The sequence below is a fragment of the Micromonospora cathayae genome (assembly GCF_028993575.1).
Classification (GTDB): domain Bacteria; phylum Actinomycetota; class Actinomycetes; order Mycobacteriales; family Micromonosporaceae; genus Micromonospora; species Micromonospora cathayae.
In genome coordinates this window covers 5,416,375-5,432,073 of the sequence record NZ_CP118615.1, presented here as the reverse complement: position 1 = coordinate 5,432,073, position 15,699 = coordinate 5,416,375, and the positions used below count along the sequence as shown (strand labels likewise).

Here is a 15,699-nt window from a genome sequence, read left to right as displayed (position 1 = left end):
GGTGGTCCAGGCAAGGATCTTGCCGCTCGGTAGCATGCCGCGCATGTATGCGCTCTACGCCTGGGGAAACTTCATCAGCGAGGTCGGACTCGACCGGTGGCCGGCCTGGCTCGACCCGGCGGTACTCCGCGGCGAACAACAGGTCATCGACGAAAGCCTGATGATCGGCGACACCGACACGCTACTGGTCGACGGTTCCCGCACTCTCTTCGAGATCGATGACGACGACAAGAATCTCGTGCCCGGTAGTGAGCTCATCGGCCGCGACCTCAGCGGTGTCACGTGGCGGGTCTCCCGCATCCGGGCAGCCACCGACGGCACCCGCGAGGACGCCCTGCGCATCGTCGCGGCGGCCGAGAAGGATGGCGACTTCTACGAGGAAGACGGGCGGCACGAGTACAACTCGGTCCCGGTCGGCGAGATCGTCACCCTCTGGGAAGACGCACACGGCCAGTGGACGCTGGCCCTGGTCGAGCTCTGAGACAGGGTGACCGCGGACGGCATGCGGCATCAGCCGCACAGGAAGCCGGGTTCATCGTGATGAAGGGGGCCTGAGCAGGCAGGCAGTGGCTCAGTGGCGACCGCCTTTCCGGACCAGCCGGAAGAGTTCCTCGTGGGCGTCCAGGCCGCGTTCGGCGGCGAACAGCTTGCGGGCCTCCCGGGCCTTGGTCTCCCGCCAGTCGGCCGGGGCGTCGGCCAGGTCGAGGATCGCCCGCTGGAGGGCCTCCGGGTCACGCGGCGGCACCAGGGTGCCGAACTGGGTGGCCAGCACCGGGTACCGGCCGCCGGGCAGGTCGGTGGTGACCGACGGTACGCCGCACATCATCGCCTCGGCCTGCACGATGCCGAACGACTCGGCCACCGACGGCAGCGCGAACACGTCGATCGAGGCGTAGAAGTCGTTGATTTCCTCGCCGCGCAGCTCACCGAGGACGTGGATGCGGCTGTCCGCGCCGATCTCAGCCCGGATGTCACCGAGGTTGTCACCGCCCATCACGGTCTGGTAGTTGCCGCCGATCAGCAGCCGGGCGTCCGGGTCGGTGATCCGCCGGAACGCCCGTACCAGGTAGACGATGCCCTTGTCCTCGACGATGCGGCCGAGGAAACCGACGTGCAGTCCGCCGCCGCGCCGGTAGCGCGGCTGCCCGCCGCGCCGGTCCAGGCAGGGGGCCGGGATCGGCCGGTACAGCTTCTCCCGGACCAGCGGCCAGAACTTCGACGCGTGCGCCTGGTCGTCGCTGTTGGTGACCACCGCCGCCGAGCGGCGCAGCGCGGCCCGGGAGGTGACGTCGGACGCGGCGACCGCGACCCGGTTGAGCAGGCCGGGCGGCAGGTACAGGTCGATGTGCAGCATGCTGACGATCGGGGTGGGCCGGGCCAGCCGGGCCAGCACCGCCGCCTCGGCCATCGGCAGGTTGAGGTAGAGCAGCGACGACTGGCGGGCGATCCGGGCCGCCTCGACCGGGTACGCCGGGCTGATCTGGGCCCGGGTGATCTGCCCCAGCACCGGCGACCGGTACACGTCCACCCCGTTGAGCCGTTCCCGGCGCGGCGTGGACGGGTCGTGCTGGCTGGTCACCACGGCCACCCGCCAGCCCCGGGCGGCCATCCCCTCGGCCACCGTCCGGGCGGTGTGGGTCACCCCGCTCATGTACGGGGTGTAGTAGGTGAGCGCGACCGTCAGGTCGTACCGGTGGTCGTTGGTCGACACGGGGGTGGATCCTTTCTGCGCAGGGTTACAGCGACACGACGACGAGCTGCCCGTGGTGGTCGGAGATACCGTCCGGGGGCACCATCCGGTACCGGTGCACGGCGACGTCCGGGCTGGTGAACACCCAGTCGAGCCGCCACAGCGGCAGCCCGTACCGGGCCCACGAGACCGGGTACGGCGAGTCCAGCGCGCCGCTGGCGTCGACCAGCCGGTCCGGCAGGGTGCGGATCAGCCGCATCGCCGGGGAGGTGTTCAGGTCCCCGGCGAGCAGCACCGGGTTCGGGTTGCCGGCCACGTCGGCGGCGATCGCCCGGACGTTGGCCCGCCGCAGGTCGTGCCGGGCCAACGCGTCGTGCGCGGTGTCCGGCGCGCGGGTCGGCAGGCCGACCGTCGGCACGTACAGGTGCGCGTTGTAGACCGACAGCACCCGGCCGGCGACCGCCAGGTCGGTGCGGAGCGTCTTGACGGTGTGGTAGGCGGGCAGCGCCGATTCGGCCGGCGGCAGGTCCGACCAGGCCCGGTCCAGGTGGGGACGCAGGTCCAGCGGCCGTTCTCCGACGATCGGGTACCGGGACAGCGTCACCAGCTCGCCGGAGACCGCGACGTGGAAGCCGGGGAACTCGCGGCGCAGCCGGTCCAGGTCGTCGATCCGGATCGGGTCCCAGTCCTCGGCCTCGATGTAGAGGTACTCCTGGAGCAGGTACACGTCGGCGGCCTGGGCGTGCAGGAACCGGTAGAACCGGTCCGGGTCGCGGATCGGCTCGCCGGCCGGCCCGGTCGCCACCAGCTGGTCCCAGTACCAGGTGTTCCAGGAGAACACCCGCACCGCGTCCGCCGGGGCCGGGTCGGGGCGGTGCCACAGCGTCGCCGCGTTCACCCCGGCGGACGACCAGCCCACCGCGAGCGCGCCCACCAGCAGCGCGGCGGCCACCCGCCGGCGCGGCCGGGCCAGCGTCACCAGCGGCAGCAGCAGCACCGGTACGGCCACGAAGACCAGCGGCGGCACCAGGTCCGGCAGGTTCCACCACCAGGCCCGCCCGGACAGCACGGTGTGCGCGACCACGTACGCCAGCCAGACGCCGGCGACCCCGACGACCAGTCGGGCGGTCCGGGGACGGGCCGCCGGGGGCCGGGTGACCGGCGGGGCCGGGTCGAGTCGGGTCGCGGTCACCACGGTCCCCGGGCGGCCAGCAGGAACCCGCCGGACAGGGCGGCCCACAGGGCGGTGTTGGTGACCAGCGCCGGATCGCGGACCAGGGTGCGGACCGGGTTGCCGCCGACGTCGTGCACCAGCACCAGTTGCAGGTAGCGGAACAGCCCGAACACCGCCATCGGGGTGAGCAGCACCGCCGCGATCGACGCGTACCCGGCCAGCGGGGCCTCGTCGCGCAGGTACAGCAGGTAGCTGCCGGCGGTGAGCGCGGCGGACAGCTGCATGAGCTGTTCGGTGAGGGGGACGGTGTACCCGCGCAGCGCGGGCCGGTGCTCACCGCCGGTGCTGCGCAGTTCGTGGCGGCGTTTGCCGAGGGTGAGCAGCAGGCACAGGGTGAACACGGCGGTGAGCAGCCAGCCGGGCATCGGCGCGCCGGTGGCCAGGTAGCCGTACACCAGCCGGAGCACGAAGCCGGTGGCGACCAGGAACACGTCCAGCAGCGGCACGTGCTTGAGCCCCAGTGAGTAGCCCAGGTTGAGCAGCAGGTAGGCGGCGATCGGCCAGGCGGTCGCGGCGGTCTGCGCGGTGAGCGCCGCGATCAGCGCCGTCGCCACCGCCGCCGCGAACACCGTCGCGGTACGCGGGGAGAGCCGACCGGAGGCCAGCGGCCGGTGCCACCGGGCCGGGTTGTCCGCGTCGCGCCGCCGGTCCACCAGGTCGTTGAGCACGTACACCAGGATCGAGGCCAGGGTGAACGCGGTGATCGCCCAGCCCAGTCCGGCCAGGCCGGCCCGGCTCCAGGACTGCGGGTCCAGCAGCGGCACCGACACGACCAGGATGTTCTTCGGCCACTGGCCGGGCCGGGCCAGCCGCAGCAGGGCCCCGGCCACGGTGCCGGGATGCCGGACCAGGACGGCGTCGGTGGGGTGCGGGCCGGTGGCCGGCACCGGAGGCGGGGTGGTGTGGGTGACCGGGTTCATCAGAAGAACGCCTTCGCCACCCGTAGCGCCCCCTGCGACCAGGGTTCCCGGCTGGTCCGGCCGGACGACGGGCCGGCCCCGGCGGCGCGTTGGGTCCGCCACCAGGCGAAGGTGCGCAGCAGCGCGTCCCGGTTGCTGTGCCGGGGGGTGAAGCCGAGCTGCTTGCCGACCTTGTCGACGCTGACGTACGAGTCGGCGAGCAGCTTGTGCAGCAGCCGGTCGTACACCGGGGAGAGCCGGGCCCGGCGCAGCGCCTGGAGGGTGAGCAGCGCCGGCCGGGCCGGGACCGACACCACCCGCCGGCCGTGCCCGGCGGCGTCCAGCACCGCCTGGACGTCCTGCCGGAAGGTGCCGAACTCGGCGGCGGCCACGTTGAACGTGTCGTTGGCGTCGACCGGGTCGGCGCGCAGGGCCAGCAGCACGCACTCGGTGAGGTCGTCCACGTCGCACATCTGGATGCGGGCGTCGCCCCGGCCGAGGATCGGGAAGTGCCGGCCCTCCTCGGCCCACTCGAACAGCATCGCGAACAGGCCCATCCGGCCGGGCCCGAGGAACGTCTTGGGGCGCAGGACCGGTACGCACAGCCCGGCGTCGCGGAACTCCTCGGCGACCTCCTCGGCGGCCGACTTGGCCCGCCCGTACGCGTCGACCGGCTCCCGGGGGTGCTCCTCCGGGGTGGGCACGATGGTGGGCAGCCCGTACACGGCGGTGGTGGAGACGTGCACCACCCGGTCCACGCCGGCCGCGCGGGCGGCGGTCAGCACGGTGCGGGTGCCGTCCACGATCACCGACCGGATCTCGCCGGGCGCGTAGCTGGGCAGCGCGGCGGCGCAGTGCACCAGGGCCGCCGCCCCGGCGCAGGCCCGGCGCATCGCGGCGGCGTCCCGGACGTCGGCGACGATCGGGGTCACGCCCGGCCCGGCCCGCTCGGGGACCCGCAGGTCCACCGCCCGTACCGGTACGCCCTCGGCGCGCAGCCGGCGCACCACGAACCCGCCGAGCATGCCGCTCCCGCCGGTCACCACCACCGGCCGGTCGTCCACCGTGCCGTCGTCCACGGTGCCGTCGTCCACGGTGCCGTCGTCCGCCGTGCTGTCGTGCACCGGGTCGTCGGGGCCGCCTACCATGACGCGCTCACCTTCTCCTTGACGAAGCCGGTGAGCAGCCGGCGCAGCCCCAGCGCCAGGGTGGCGTCGAGGGCCTCCAGGAAGTACTCCAGGTCGGCCGGTTCGGCCATCAGGGTCGGGGCCACCATCAGCGGGTTCTCCACGTTGGGGCTGTAGTACGTCATGATCTTGTGTTCGCGGTACAGGTGCGCGATCACCGACAGGGTGATCAGCTTGGTGCCGAACCGGGGGTCCTTGCCGAACCCGGGCATCAGCTTGCCGGCCAGGTCCAGCAGCTTCGGTCCGCTGGTGAGGAACACCCCGTACAGCGCGCCGACCCCGGCGACCCGGTCCACCGCGTCCGGGTGGGCCTTGCGGATCCGGTCCAGGCCGGGGCCGAGGATCGCCTCGATCTGCCGGGCCCGGCCGGGGAAGTCCTCCTCCACCACCACGTTGACCGCCTCGATCGCGGTGGCGGTCTCCTCGCCGAACCCGTAGTACGTGGTGCTGTGCAGGATCACGTCGGCCAGCCGGTCGTACGCCTTGCGGAACACCCGCTCCCGGGCGGTGTACCCGGAGATCGACGCCTTCCCGCCGCCGAGCGACTTGGAGTAGACCAGGATGTCCGGCAGCAGCCCCTCGTGCCGCATGAAGTAGAACAGGCTGCCGGTCTTGCCCCACCCGGTGTACACCTCGTCGAAGATCAGCACGATGTCCTCGTCGTCGCAGAGCTGCCGCAGTTCCCGCAGCGCCTCCTCCGACCAGCAGCGCATGCTGGACGCCGAGAACGGCTCCACCATCAGCGCGTACACGTCGCACCGGCCGTCCGGTCCCCGGGTGGCCTCCACCGCCGCCCGCACCGCCGCCACGTCCCCGTACGGGTAGATGACCGCGTTCGGCAGGCCGGGGAACCGGAAGTGGTTCTCCGCGGACCCGGTCAGGCTGCCCGCGCCGAGGGTCTTGCCGTGGAAGCTGATGTCGGCGCGCAGAATCGTCTGCCGCCGCCCCTCGTGGTACTTGTACGCCATCTTGATCGCGCCCTCGTTGGCCTCCGCCCCGGAGTTCGGGAAGTAGGAGATCGACAGGTCGCCCGGCAGCAGCTCGGCGACGTTGTGGCTCAACGCCGCCAGGTACGGCGAGAAGAACGCCTTGTGCACCTCCAGCCGCTTCTCCCGGGCGAACCGTTCCCGGGCGGCGAGGATGCGCGGGTGGTTGTGGCCGTGGTTGAGCACCCCCACCCCACCGGAGATGTCCAGCACCCGGCTGCCGTCGCGCATGTGCACCCAGGCGCCCTCGGCGGAGTCCACCAGTTCCCGGCCGAAGCCGAACGTGGTCATCAAGGACACCTGCGATCTGCTGACGTACCGGCGGTACAGGTCGTGCACCTCCCCGGTCGTCAACCGTTCGCACTCGTCAAGCCCGATCAACCTGGACATGGCCCCTCATCTCCCTCTCCAGTGCCGCATCCGCTGCGGACGATCTCCGATGCACGATCTCCACCACCGCCAGCGCCGCCCCGCCGAGCACCACCTCGCCGACGGTGGTGACCAGCCGGCTGGCCACCGCGACGGCCACCGCCGAGGGCACCGGCAGCACCAGCGCCAACGCCCCGGTCAGCGCCGCCTCCCGGACACCCAGCCCGTCCGGCACCACCACGGCGAGCACGCCGACCACCGTCGCCAGGCCGAACGCCCCCACGCACAGCGGCAGCGACGCGGCCGGATCCGCGCCCATCGCCACCGCCAGCAACCACAGGTGCACCCCGCTGACCAGCCAGGACAGCGTCTGCCAGCCGACCGCGACGCGGACCGCCCGACCGGACACCGACCGGGCCGGTTCGGGCCGGCGGGCCAGCCGCAGCACCAGCGCCACCAGGCGGTCGAGGGTCCGGGGCCAGGCCACCGCCACCAGCACCGGCAGCGCCGCCAGGACCAGCCAGCCGGCCTGCCCGCCGAGCACCTGCCCGCCGGTGAGCAGCCCGACGCTCAACCCGGTCAGGTGCACCAGCAGGGTGCTGAGCGTGCCGGCGACCAGCATCCGGGGCAGCGTCACCCCGTTGGCGGTGGCGACCTTCACCGCCGCCACGATGCCCGGCACCTTGCCGGGCACGTACTTGGCGAGGAACCCGACCAGGAAGATCCGCATCACCCGGGTCAGCCGTACCGGCGGGCCGAGTTCCAGCAGGATCACCCGCCAGGACAGCATCCCGATCAGCGGACCGACCGTCGCGGCCAGCAGCGCCCCGGCCAGCAGCAACCCGATCTCCGTACCGTCGCGGCGGGCCAGCAGCACCGCGACCACCGACCAGTCCTGGCCGGCCAGCGCCCGGCCCACCGCGACCACCACGGCCACCCCGAAGACGACTGCGAGCACCCGCCACAGCCGTCGCCGCCAGGGCGGCGCGGTTCGCTCGGCGACGGCCGGTCCGTCGACCGTGTCCAGGCTCATCCCGGCCCGCCCGTTCCAGCCGGCCCGCCCGGCCGGGCGGCACCGCTGGCCGCCGTCGACGGCCCCGACCCGATGGTGGCGGGCCGGTCGCGGTCCCGCAGCAGCGCGTACCCGGCCCGGGGCAGTCCGGCGACCAGTCCGGCGACCAGCGTCAGGTGGGCCAGCACGTGCAGCCCGGCGGCGAACAGCGCGAACCCGGGGCCGCGCAGCCGGTACGCGAAACGCAGGAACCGGTGGTTGGCGGCCACCACCGCCAGCCCGAACGCCGGCCAGGTCAGCGGCAGCCACGGCACCAGCGGGGTGAGCGGCACGGTCAGCGCCATCCCCGCCGACGCGGCCAGGCTGAGCTGGGCGGCCCACTCCAGGTGCCGGAACCGGTCCGGGGACATCATCCCGACCCGCGCGCCGGTGGCCCCGCCGCGCTGACGTCGCCAGGTCCGCGCCATCAGCGCCGGTTTGGTGCGGGCCCGGGTGTACTGCTCGCGCAGCATCGGCCCGAGCCGGTCCACGTCGTCGTGCCGGGTGACCACGGTGTCGGTCGCCACCAGCCGGTACCGGGTCGGCAACCGGGTGCCGAACTCGTCGTCCTCGCCGTCGCGCAGCCGCTCGTCGAAACCGCCGGTCTCCTCGAACACCGCCCGGGGGATCAGCGTCGCCGCGAACAGGGCCCCGGTATCCCGCCCCACGCTGCGTTTGCGCCAGAAGTGTTCGAAGGCGACGCGGTATGCCTCGACGGGGCCGTCGTCGTAGAGGGGGTGGGGGTGGTAGATGCCTTGGACCATGCCGGTTCCGGGGGTGGTGTGGAGGGTGTGGAGGGCGTTGGCGATGGCGTCGGGGTGGGGTGCGGTGTCGGAGTCGACGAAGAAGAGTAGGGGTGCGGTGGTGTGGCGGGCGCCGGTGTTGCGGGCGGCGGCGGGTCCGGCGTTGACGGGTTGGGTGATGAGGGTGCAGGGGTAGTCGTGGGTGATGGTGGGGGAGTGGTCGGTGCTCTGGTCGTCGACGACGATGACGTCGGTGGGTGGGTGGGTCTGGGCGTAGATGGCGTCGAGGCAGGCGCGCAGGGTCTTGGCCTTGTTGTAGTTCGGCACGATCACCGCCACCGCGTCCTCGGTCATCGCGGACACCGGCCCGCCTTCGGTCACCGGGGACACCGGCGGGTCGTCGGGCGTGCGGCCCGTCGGGTGGTCGGTCATCGCCGGTGGCGCCGGCCTGTCGGTCATCGCCGGTACCCCCGGGCCAGGGTCCACGCCACCCGGAGCACGCCGACCCCGGTGCCGACCACCGCCAGCGCGTAGAGCAGGGCGTGCAGTGCGGTCGCGTACGCGGCGAAGCCGAGGCCCCGGATCCGGTAGGTGAAGCGGAGGAACTCGTGGCTCATCGCGGTGGACGCCACCAGCAACGCCAGCCAGACCAGCGCCAGCCAGGGCCACCACGGGACGAACGGCAGGGTGGCCAGGCTCAGCCCGGACAGCACCAGCCCGGTCGGGGAGAACGCGTTCACCCGCATGCCGGTGCCGGCGTTGCGTCGTCCCCAGGCCCGCAGCATCACCATCGGGGTCTGCGTGGCGAAGCCGAACTGTTCGCGGGCGAACGGCAGGAACCGGTCCACGTCGTCGTGCCGGGTGACCACGGTGTCGGTCACCACCAGGCGGTACCGCTCGGGCAGCCGGGTGCCGAACTCGGCGTCCTCGCCGGTGCGCAGGGTCTCGTCGAAGCCGCCGGTCTCCTCGAACACGGTACGGGGGATCAGCGCGGCGGCGAACAGCGTCGCGGCCCGTGGGCGACCGACGCTGCGTTTGCGCCAGAAGTGTTCGAAGGCGACGCGGTATGCCTCGACGGGGCCGTCGTCGTAGAGGGGGTGGGGGTGGTAGATGCCTTGGACCATGCCGGTTCCGGGGGTGGTGTGGAGGGTGTGGAGGGCGTTGGCGATGGCGTCGGGGTGGGGTGCGGTGTCGGAGTCGACGAAGAAGAGTAGGGGTGCGGTGGTGTGGCGGGCGCCGGTGTTGCGGGCGGCGGCGGGTCCGGCGTTGACGGGTTGGGTGATGAGGGTGCAGGGGTAGTCGTGGGTGATGGTGGGGGAGTGGTCGGTGCTCTGGTCGTCGACGACGATGACGTCGGTGGGTGGGTGGGTCTGGGCGTAGATGGCGTCGAGGCAGGCGCGCAGGGTCTTGGCTTTGTTGTAGTTCGGCACGATCACCGCCACCGCGTCCTCGGTCATCGCGGACACCCCCGGGCCGCCGGGGCGGTACGCCGCAACCAGACCGCCGCCAGCACCAGCAGGGCCACCGCAGTGACCGTGTACAGCAGGTCGACCGGCATCATCCAGGCCGGCTCGGTCAGCGGCGCCCAGCCCAGCACGTACCCCACCCACCACGGCAGCGGCAGGGCGAAGACCAACCAGAGGAGACCGGCCGGCCACCGCCGGTGGGCCGGCCGCCGCCAGGTCCGGGCGACGAGCAGCGCCAGCACCGGCACCGACCACACCCAGTGGGCGTACCAGGTGACCGGCGAGACGAGCAGCCCGGTCACCGCGCAGGCCAGGATCGCGGTCAGCTCCTCGTGGCGGCGGCTGGCCCACACCGCCACCGCCAGCCCGGCCGCCGCGGCCAGCACGCTGACCGGCAGCCACACCCCGTGCGCCGCCTCCGGCAGCAGGTGCAGCACCGCGCCCCGGATCGAGCCGCCGTACGCCTCCTCGCCGGGCGGGCGGGTCCGTGAGCTGTCCAGCACCCCCGCCCAGAAGGTCACCGAGTCGGCCGGCAGCACCAGCGCGCCGACGCCGACGGTGCCGACGAAGCTCGCCAGGGCGGTCACCCCGGCCCGGATCCGTCCGGTGAGCAGCAGGTGGACCACGAAGACCAGCGGGGTGAGCTTGATCCCGGCGGCGACGCCGAGCAGGATGCCCTGCTGCGGCCCCCGGACCCGCAGCAGGTCCACCAGGACCAGCGCCAGCAGGACGATGTTCACGTTGCCGAGCAGCAGCGTCCCGGCGATCGGGGACAGCGGCAGCGCGGCCAGGGTGCCGACCGCCAGCAGGGTGGGGCGGCGGTGGTCCCCGGCGGGCGTCAGGTGGTCGACCAGCAGCCACACCACGGCCGGTACGGCCAGGGTGGACAGCACGGTCCAGATCGCGTACCCGGCCAGTGGGCCGACCACGGCGAGCGGCGTCAGCACCAGCGCCGCGAACGGCGGGTAGACGAAGCCGTACCCGTCCCGGTCGACCTGGTAGGGCGATCCGCCGGCCCGTACCGCCTGCGCGGCGTCCCGGTAGACGGCGAGGTCACCGCCGGGCGACCAGGCGCTGCCGGTGTGCGCGGCCACCCACCAGACGACGGCGATGGTCGCCGCCGTGCCGCCGACGGCGAACAGCAGCACCCCGCCCACCGGGACGGCGCGGCCCCGGCGGGCGACCCGGGGCGGGGTCCGGGGCAGCACGCTCACCGGGAGACCCCGACCGACGTGCCGGTCCGCCAGGCGAGCCGGTGCCACAGGCGCTCCACCGTCCCGATCGCCGCGCCGGCCGCCGAGGTGAGCTGGTAGAGCAGGTGCACGGCGGTGAACCGGAGGCCGAACCGGGCACCCCGGCTGGCGACCACCCGGCGGTACGTGCCGGCGTCCAGGGCGACCGCGCCGGCCAGCAGGAGCAGCGGCAGCAGCCCGCCGACCGGTCCGGTGAGCAGCGGTGCCGGCAGGGTCAGCGCGGCGGCCAGGATCAGGCCGCTGGCCAGGATCCGGGAGGCGGCACCGCCGAGCACCTCGCCGGGGCGTACCTCGACGGCGCTGGCGCGGGCCCGGAGGAACACCTTGGGCAGCAGGGCCCGCAGGGTGGTGTCGTGGTCGTGGGTGCCGGCGATGGCGGCGGTGCTGCGTACCTCGTACCGTTGCCGGATCCGGTGGCCGTACTCCGGGGCCTCGGTGTGCCGCAGGTCCGGGTTGAACGGTCCGATCTCGGCGAACACCTCGGCGCGCATCGCGCACAGCGCGGTGTGCAGTCCCTCCATCGGGCCTTCCTGGGCCAGCCACCAGTGGTACATCTGCAACGCCCGGTACTCGGCGATCAGGTTGTGCGACAGCAGCGACTCGGGTCGGAGCACCCCGCAGATCGCGCCGAGGGTGGGTGTGGCGCGCAGCTCCGCGACGGCTGCGGCGACGCTGTCCGGTTCGAGGGCGACGTCGGCGTCCAGGAAGAACAGGATCTCGCCGCGGGCGTGGGCCGCGCCCAGGTTCCGGGCGGCGCCGGGACCGCTGTTGGTCGGCAGTCGCCGTACGGTGACGCCGGTCGACGCGGCGACCGTCGCGGAGTCATCGTCGCTCGCGTCGTCCACCACGATGATCTCGATGGCCGGGTACGTCTGCCGCTGCACCGACCGTACGCAGAGCCCGACGGTACGGGCCCGGTTGTAGCAGGGGATGACGACGGAGACCAACGGGTTCACGGTGCCTGCCCTTTCCCGGGTCAGCTCGATATGACCGGAAGCGCGGCTGCGTTCCAGTTACTGGGATCGTCCGGTTTGTTTCCGCGTTCCCCCAGGTCAGGTGAATCGGGGGCATCGAGGGAAAGCCATTCGAATGACGGCCGCCTATATGTTGCGGTCTTGGCGTACGGCCGGTCAAGGACTTGGCGAATGTTCTGCCAGGGCTTTACGGAGGGTGGTTGCCGCTCGTGCGGAATGCCCGAAAGTACTCGGCCAAGAACAGGTACCGCTGGTAAAGCTCGACAAGGTCACCCTTGCCCCGTTCGGTGGCGGGGTACGCCGTGCGGGGCGTTTCGTCCACGATGGAGGCGGCCTGGCCGGATGCGGAGCCGTTGCGCGGCAACGGGTGCGGACCGTGACCTGCCGTCGGCGCGGTGGCCCGGCGCGGGGCTGTCGACCGCGCCGACGGCGGTGCGGAATGGGCGGACCGTCGCCCGTCCGGGGGGTTCGACGGTTACCGGATCCGGCTTCTTCCGGCCCGCCCGAAGCCACCCCGGACCGGGGGATCCGGGGTGTCGGTGCGATCCGGAAACCGACGAGCTTGTTCCGGTTTCCGTGGTGTTCCGTCCCGCATTACGGGAGGGCTGGCAGGGGCCGTGGTGGGATGGGAGGCGCTGCCACCGGCCGGTCACTCCGGTGTCGACCGATGGCGGCGTGCGGCATTTTCCTGCGTTGGTGATTCATTGTCGTGACACTTTTCGCCATGATCACCGTGGGTAGTTCCGGACGGTGGTCCGGCTCATTTCGACGACGGTGCGCGGTGCCGTGTGGCTCAGTTCGGCGACGGTGCGCGGTGCCGTGTGGCTCAGTTCGACGACGGTGCGCCGTGCCGGGCGGCGAACCGTTCCCGGGTCAGGAACGCCAACCGGGCCCGCTTGTCGGGCAGGTCGATCTCGTCGCCGAAGATGAAGCCGCTGATCTCCAGTCGGCGCAGCGCCAACCCGTTGCGGACGTCGGGTTCGACCACCACGCGGTCCCGGGTCGGGTCCCGGAACAGGAACCGTACGAGCGCGGGCCCGACCGCGGCGGCCAGCCCGCGCGGGGTGCCCTCGGGTGGGGACAGCAGCAGGTGCATGCCGACGTCACCCGGCTCGACCGGGTACCGCTCGCCGACCGGGTCGGCCGCCGGCTGGTAGGTCTGGAACAGCCCCACCGGGGTGCCGTCGAGCAGGATCAGGTACGCGTGGTGGGTGGACAGTCCGTCGACGAACGCGTAGACCTCCCGGACCTGCTCGACCGAGTGGTCGCCCATGCCCCAGAAGCGGGCGCGTGGCTGGGTGACCCACCTGTGTAGCAGCCCGGCGTGGGCCGCCGGGTCGACCGGCGTCAGCGCGCACCGCCCGAAGCCGGGGATCTCTTCCTCGTGCATCTCAGGTACCTCGTCTCGTGGTCGTGCCTTCTTTCCGGCGCACGGCATACCGCCTCTCCCCAGGGCCGCGAAGTTAGGTTAACCTAACCTAACTTGCTGGTCTGGGCTGGAGGCGTACGTGAAACGGAACTGGGAGGCCCTGGTGCTCCGGGCCATGGGCGGTCGGGAGTTCCGGCTCACCGTGCTCGAGTCGACCCCGGTCAACGACCACTACCAGCGGCTGCTCGTCGACGACGGCGGTCTGCTGGCCGCCTGCGGCAGCCACCCCACCATGTGGGTCCGGCTCTGGTTCGACGCCGCCGGCCGACCACACCAGCGGGCCTACACCCTCGTCGACCCCGACCCGGCCACCGGCCGGTTCCACCTCGAGTTCGCCCTGCACGACGGGCGGGCCGCCCGGTGGGCCACCGAGGCGAAACCCGGCGACACCATCGACGCCACCGTGCAGGGCACCGGGTTCACCCTGCCCGACCCCACCCCGCGCCACCTCTACCTGGTCGGCGACGCCGCCTCGCTGCCGGCGGTCAACAGCCTGCTCGACGCCGCCGCCGACGTCCCCGCCACCGTCTGGCTCGAGTACGCGCACCAGGGCGAGCAGGCCCTCACCCCCCGGACCCGGACCGGCCAGCAGGTGACCTGGGTGCCGCGCCGCGACGACGGCCGGCATCTCGTCGACACCGTCCGCGCCGGCCTGGACCGCGCCGAGGACGGGGCGTTCTACTGGGTGGCCTGCGAGGCGGCCAGCACCCGGGGCATCGTCCGGCACCTGCGCCGCGGTCTCGGCGTCGGCCGCCAGCAGGTGAGCGCCCTCGGCTACTGGACCGCCCGGTGAGCCTGCCCGACACCGTCGTCACCCCCGCCACCACGGCGTCCCGTTCACGTACCCGCTGGCTGGTCCTCGCCGTGCTCTGCCTCGCCCAACTGGTCGTGGTGCTGGACAACACCGTGCTCACCGTGGCGGTGCCGGCGCTCACCCGGGACCTGGACGCCGGCACCGCCGACATCCAATGGATGATCAACGCGTACCCGCTGGTCCAGTCCGGACTGCTGCTCACCGCCGGCAGCGCGGTGGACCGGTACGGACGCCGCCGGATGCTGCTGGTCGGGCTGGTCGTCTTCGGGCTCGCCTCGGCCGCCGCCGCGGCGGCCCAGTCCACCGGACACCTGGTCGCCGCCCGGGGCGTACTGGGTGTCGGAGGCGCGCTGCTCGCCACCGCCACCCTGGCAATCGCCATGCAGGTCTTCGACGCCGAGGAACGCCCCCGGGCCATCGGCGTCTGGGCGGCGGTCAGCGCCCTGGGCTTCGCCGCCGGACCCCCGGTCGGCGGCCTGCTCCTGGCCCACTTCAGCTGGCCGGTGATCTTCCTGATCAACCTACCGATCGTGCTGGTCTGCCTGGTCGCGGCCGGCCCGCTGGTGCCCGAGGCGCGCTTCCCGGCGGGCCGGCTCGACCTGGTCGGCGCGCTACTGTCCACCCTCGGCCTCGGCGCGGTCGTCTACGCGATCATCTCCGGTCCCGAACAGGGCTGGGCGGCACCCCACGTGCTCGGCGCGGCCGCCGCCGGTACGCTGCTGCTCGGCCTCTTCGCGGCCTGGGAACGGCGTACCCCCGCACCCATGCTCGACCTGCGCTTCTTCCGGGACCGCCGGTTCGTGGGCGCGGTGTCCGGGGTCGTGCTGATCACCTTCGGCAGCGCCGGGTCGCTGTTCCTGCTGGCCCAGCAGCTGCAGTTCGTCCGGGGGTACCCGGCCTGGGAGGCGGGCCTGCGGATGGCCCCCTTCGCGCTCACCGTGGTGCTGCTCAACCTCACCGGCGTCGCCGCCCGGCTGATCCGACGGCTCGGCATCCCGGCGGCCATCGCGGCCGGGATGACCCTGCTCGCCGTCGGACTGGTGGTGGCCGCCCACGCGCCCACCGACGGCTACGGCGTCCTGCTGTCCGGGCTGGTACTGATGGGCGGCGGGTGCGCGCTGGCCAACCCGGCCATCGTGGAGGCGGTGCTGAGCGCCATCCCCCCGGAGAAGGCCGGCACCGGGGCGGGGATCGACGGCACCATGGCGGAGGTCGGCACCAGCCTCGGCGTCGCCGTGCTCGGCGCGGTGCTCAACGCCCGGTTCACCGCGGCACTGCCCGCCGTGCTGGCCGCTGCCGGATCGTTCCCGGCGGCCTGGGCCGCCGCGCGCGACGAGCCGGAACGCGACCTGGTCACCGGGGCCTTCGCTTCTGCCGTCGCGGTCAGCCAGACCGTCGGCGCGGTCGCCGTCCTCACCGGCGGCCTCCTCGCCGCAACCCTCCTCTCCCACCCACCCCCGCCCACCTCCCCACCCACCTCCCCACCCGCGCCCCGCTCCTCGCCGCCCGCCTCCCCGCCCGCGCGCTCGCCGCGTTGATCATGAAGATGTTGTCGACCCTCTCGGCGTGTCGCGACAACAACTTCATGGTCAACAGGGGTGACG

14 protein-coding genes are annotated in these 15,699 nt (G+C 73.0%); 3 read left to right on the top strand and 11 right to left on the bottom strand.

Translation table 11 applies throughout. The annotated features are described in order from the left end of the window. The first annotated feature begins 43 nt into the window (after window positions 1–43). Window positions 44–481 carry a hypothetical protein gene (locus tag PVK37_RS24155; RefSeq protein WP_275030083.1) on the top strand — a complete coding sequence of 146 codons (438 nt, stop codon included), beginning with the start codon at window positions 44–46 and terminating at the stop codon, window positions 479–481. 90 nt (window positions 482–571) lie between these two features. Here the strand turns inward: PVK37_RS24155 and PVK37_RS24150 are convergent, their stop codons facing one another. From PVK37_RS24150 to PVK37_RS24100, 11 genes are all read right to left on the bottom strand, one after another. Then, window positions 572–1,711, bottom strand: coding sequence for a glycosyltransferase family 4 protein (locus PVK37_RS24150; RefSeq protein WP_275030082.1), 1,140 nt, complete (start codon window positions 1,709–1,711; stop codon window positions 572–574). Between the two features lie 25 nt (window positions 1,712–1,736). Continuing rightward, window positions 1,737–2,882, bottom strand: coding sequence for an endonuclease/exonuclease/phosphatase family protein (locus tag PVK37_RS24145; RefSeq protein WP_275030081.1), 1,146 nt, complete (start codon window positions 2,880–2,882; stop codon window positions 1,737–1,739). Beyond that, complete coding sequence (locus PVK37_RS24140; protein ID WP_275030080.1) at window positions 2,879–3,844, bottom strand: UbiA prenyltransferase family protein; 966 nt, start codon at window positions 3,842–3,844, stop codon at window positions 2,879–2,881. Before PVK37_RS24140 ends, PVK37_RS24145 begins: the two co-directional genes overlap by 4 nt. Then, entirely contained in the window at window positions 3,844–4,971 is a 1,128-nt protein-coding gene (locus tag PVK37_RS24135; RefSeq protein WP_275030079.1) for an NAD-dependent epimerase/dehydratase family protein, read from the bottom strand. Before PVK37_RS24135 ends, PVK37_RS24140 begins: the two co-directional genes overlap by 1 nt. After that, entirely contained in the window at window positions 4,965–6,287 is a 1,323-nt protein-coding gene (locus PVK37_RS24130; protein WP_275035220.1) for an aspartate aminotransferase family protein, read from the bottom strand. Before PVK37_RS24130 ends, PVK37_RS24135 begins: the two co-directional genes overlap by 7 nt. 76 nt (window positions 6,288–6,363) lie before the next feature. Continuing rightward, the gene (locus PVK37_RS24125; protein ID WP_275030078.1) at window positions 6,364–7,398 is read right to left on the bottom strand and encodes a lysylphosphatidylglycerol synthase domain-containing protein; all 1,035 of its coding nucleotides are present in this window, start codon (window positions 7,396–7,398) and stop codon (window positions 6,364–6,366) included. Further along, complete coding sequence (locus PVK37_RS24120; RefSeq protein WP_275030077.1) at window positions 7,395–8,618, bottom strand: glycosyltransferase family 2 protein; 1,224 nt, start codon at window positions 8,616–8,618, stop codon at window positions 7,395–7,397. The genes PVK37_RS24125 and PVK37_RS24120 overlap by 4 nt, the downstream gene beginning before the upstream one ends. Next, a complete protein-coding gene (locus PVK37_RS24115; protein ID WP_275030076.1) occupies window positions 8,615–9,616 on the bottom strand; it encodes a glycosyltransferase family 2 protein in 1,002 nt (333 codons plus the stop codon). Before PVK37_RS24115 ends, PVK37_RS24120 begins: the two co-directional genes overlap by 4 nt. Next, window positions 9,613–10,839: a glycosyltransferase 87 family protein gene (locus PVK37_RS24110; protein ID WP_275030074.1), complete on the bottom strand. Its 1,227-nt coding sequence runs from the start codon at window positions 10,837–10,839 to the stop codon at window positions 9,613–9,615. The genes PVK37_RS24115 and PVK37_RS24110 overlap by 4 nt, the downstream gene beginning before the upstream one ends. Then, window positions 10,836–11,834: a glycosyltransferase family 2 protein gene (locus PVK37_RS24105; protein WP_275030073.1), complete on the bottom strand. Its 999-nt coding sequence runs from the start codon at window positions 11,832–11,834 to the stop codon at window positions 10,836–10,838. Before PVK37_RS24105 ends, PVK37_RS24110 begins: the two co-directional genes overlap by 4 nt. A gap of 844 nt (window positions 11,835–12,678) precedes the next feature. Next, a complete protein-coding gene (locus PVK37_RS24100; protein WP_275030072.1) occupies window positions 12,679–13,242 on the bottom strand; it encodes a GNAT family N-acetyltransferase in 564 nt (187 codons plus the stop codon). 118 nt (window positions 13,243–13,360) lie between these two features. Here PVK37_RS24100 and PVK37_RS24095 point away from each other — a divergent pair, with 118 nt between their 5' ends. After that, window positions 13,361–14,074 carry a siderophore-interacting protein gene (locus tag PVK37_RS24095; protein WP_275030071.1) on the top strand — a complete coding sequence of 238 codons (714 nt, stop codon included), beginning with the start codon at window positions 13,361–13,363 and terminating at the stop codon, window positions 14,072–14,074. Beyond that, window positions 14,071–15,633 carry an MFS transporter gene (locus PVK37_RS24090; RefSeq protein ID WP_275030070.1) on the top strand — a complete coding sequence of 521 codons (1,563 nt, stop codon included), beginning with the start codon at window positions 14,071–14,073 and terminating at the stop codon, window positions 15,631–15,633. The genes PVK37_RS24095 and PVK37_RS24090 overlap by 4 nt, the downstream gene beginning before the upstream one ends. Window positions 15,634–15,699 lie beyond the last annotated feature (66 nt).

Bases quoted from the DNA above. Each gene is read 5' to 3' on its own strand.
- PVK37_RS24155 (WP_275030083.1), top strand. From the start codon at position 44: ATGTATGCGCTCTACGCCTGGGGAAACTTCATCAGCGAGGTCGGACTC.
- PVK37_RS24140 (WP_275030080.1), bottom strand. From the start codon at position 3,844: ATGAACCCGGTCACCCACACCACCCCGCCTCCGGTGCCGGCCACCGGC.
- PVK37_RS24135 (WP_275030079.1), bottom strand. From the start codon at position 4,971: ATGGTAGGCGGCCCCGACGACCCGGTGCACGACAGCACGGCGGACGAC.
- PVK37_RS24130 (WP_275035220.1), bottom strand. From the start codon at position 6,287: ATGACCACGTTCGGCTTCGGCCGGGAACTGGTGGACTCCGCCGAGGGC.
- PVK37_RS24125 (WP_275030078.1), bottom strand. From the start codon at position 7,398: ATGAGCCTGGACACGGTCGACGGACCGGCCGTCGCCGAGCGAACCGCG.
- PVK37_RS24120 (WP_275030077.1), bottom strand. From the start codon at position 8,618: ATGACCGACAGGCCGGCGCCACCGGCGATGACCGACCACCCGACGGGC.
- PVK37_RS24115 (WP_275030076.1), bottom strand. From the start codon at position 9,616: ATGACCGAGGACGCGGTGGCGGTGATCGTGCCGAACTACAACAAAGCC.
- PVK37_RS24100 (WP_275030072.1), bottom strand. From the start codon at position 13,242: ATGCACGAGGAAGAGATCCCCGGCTTCGGGCGGTGCGCGCTGACGCCG.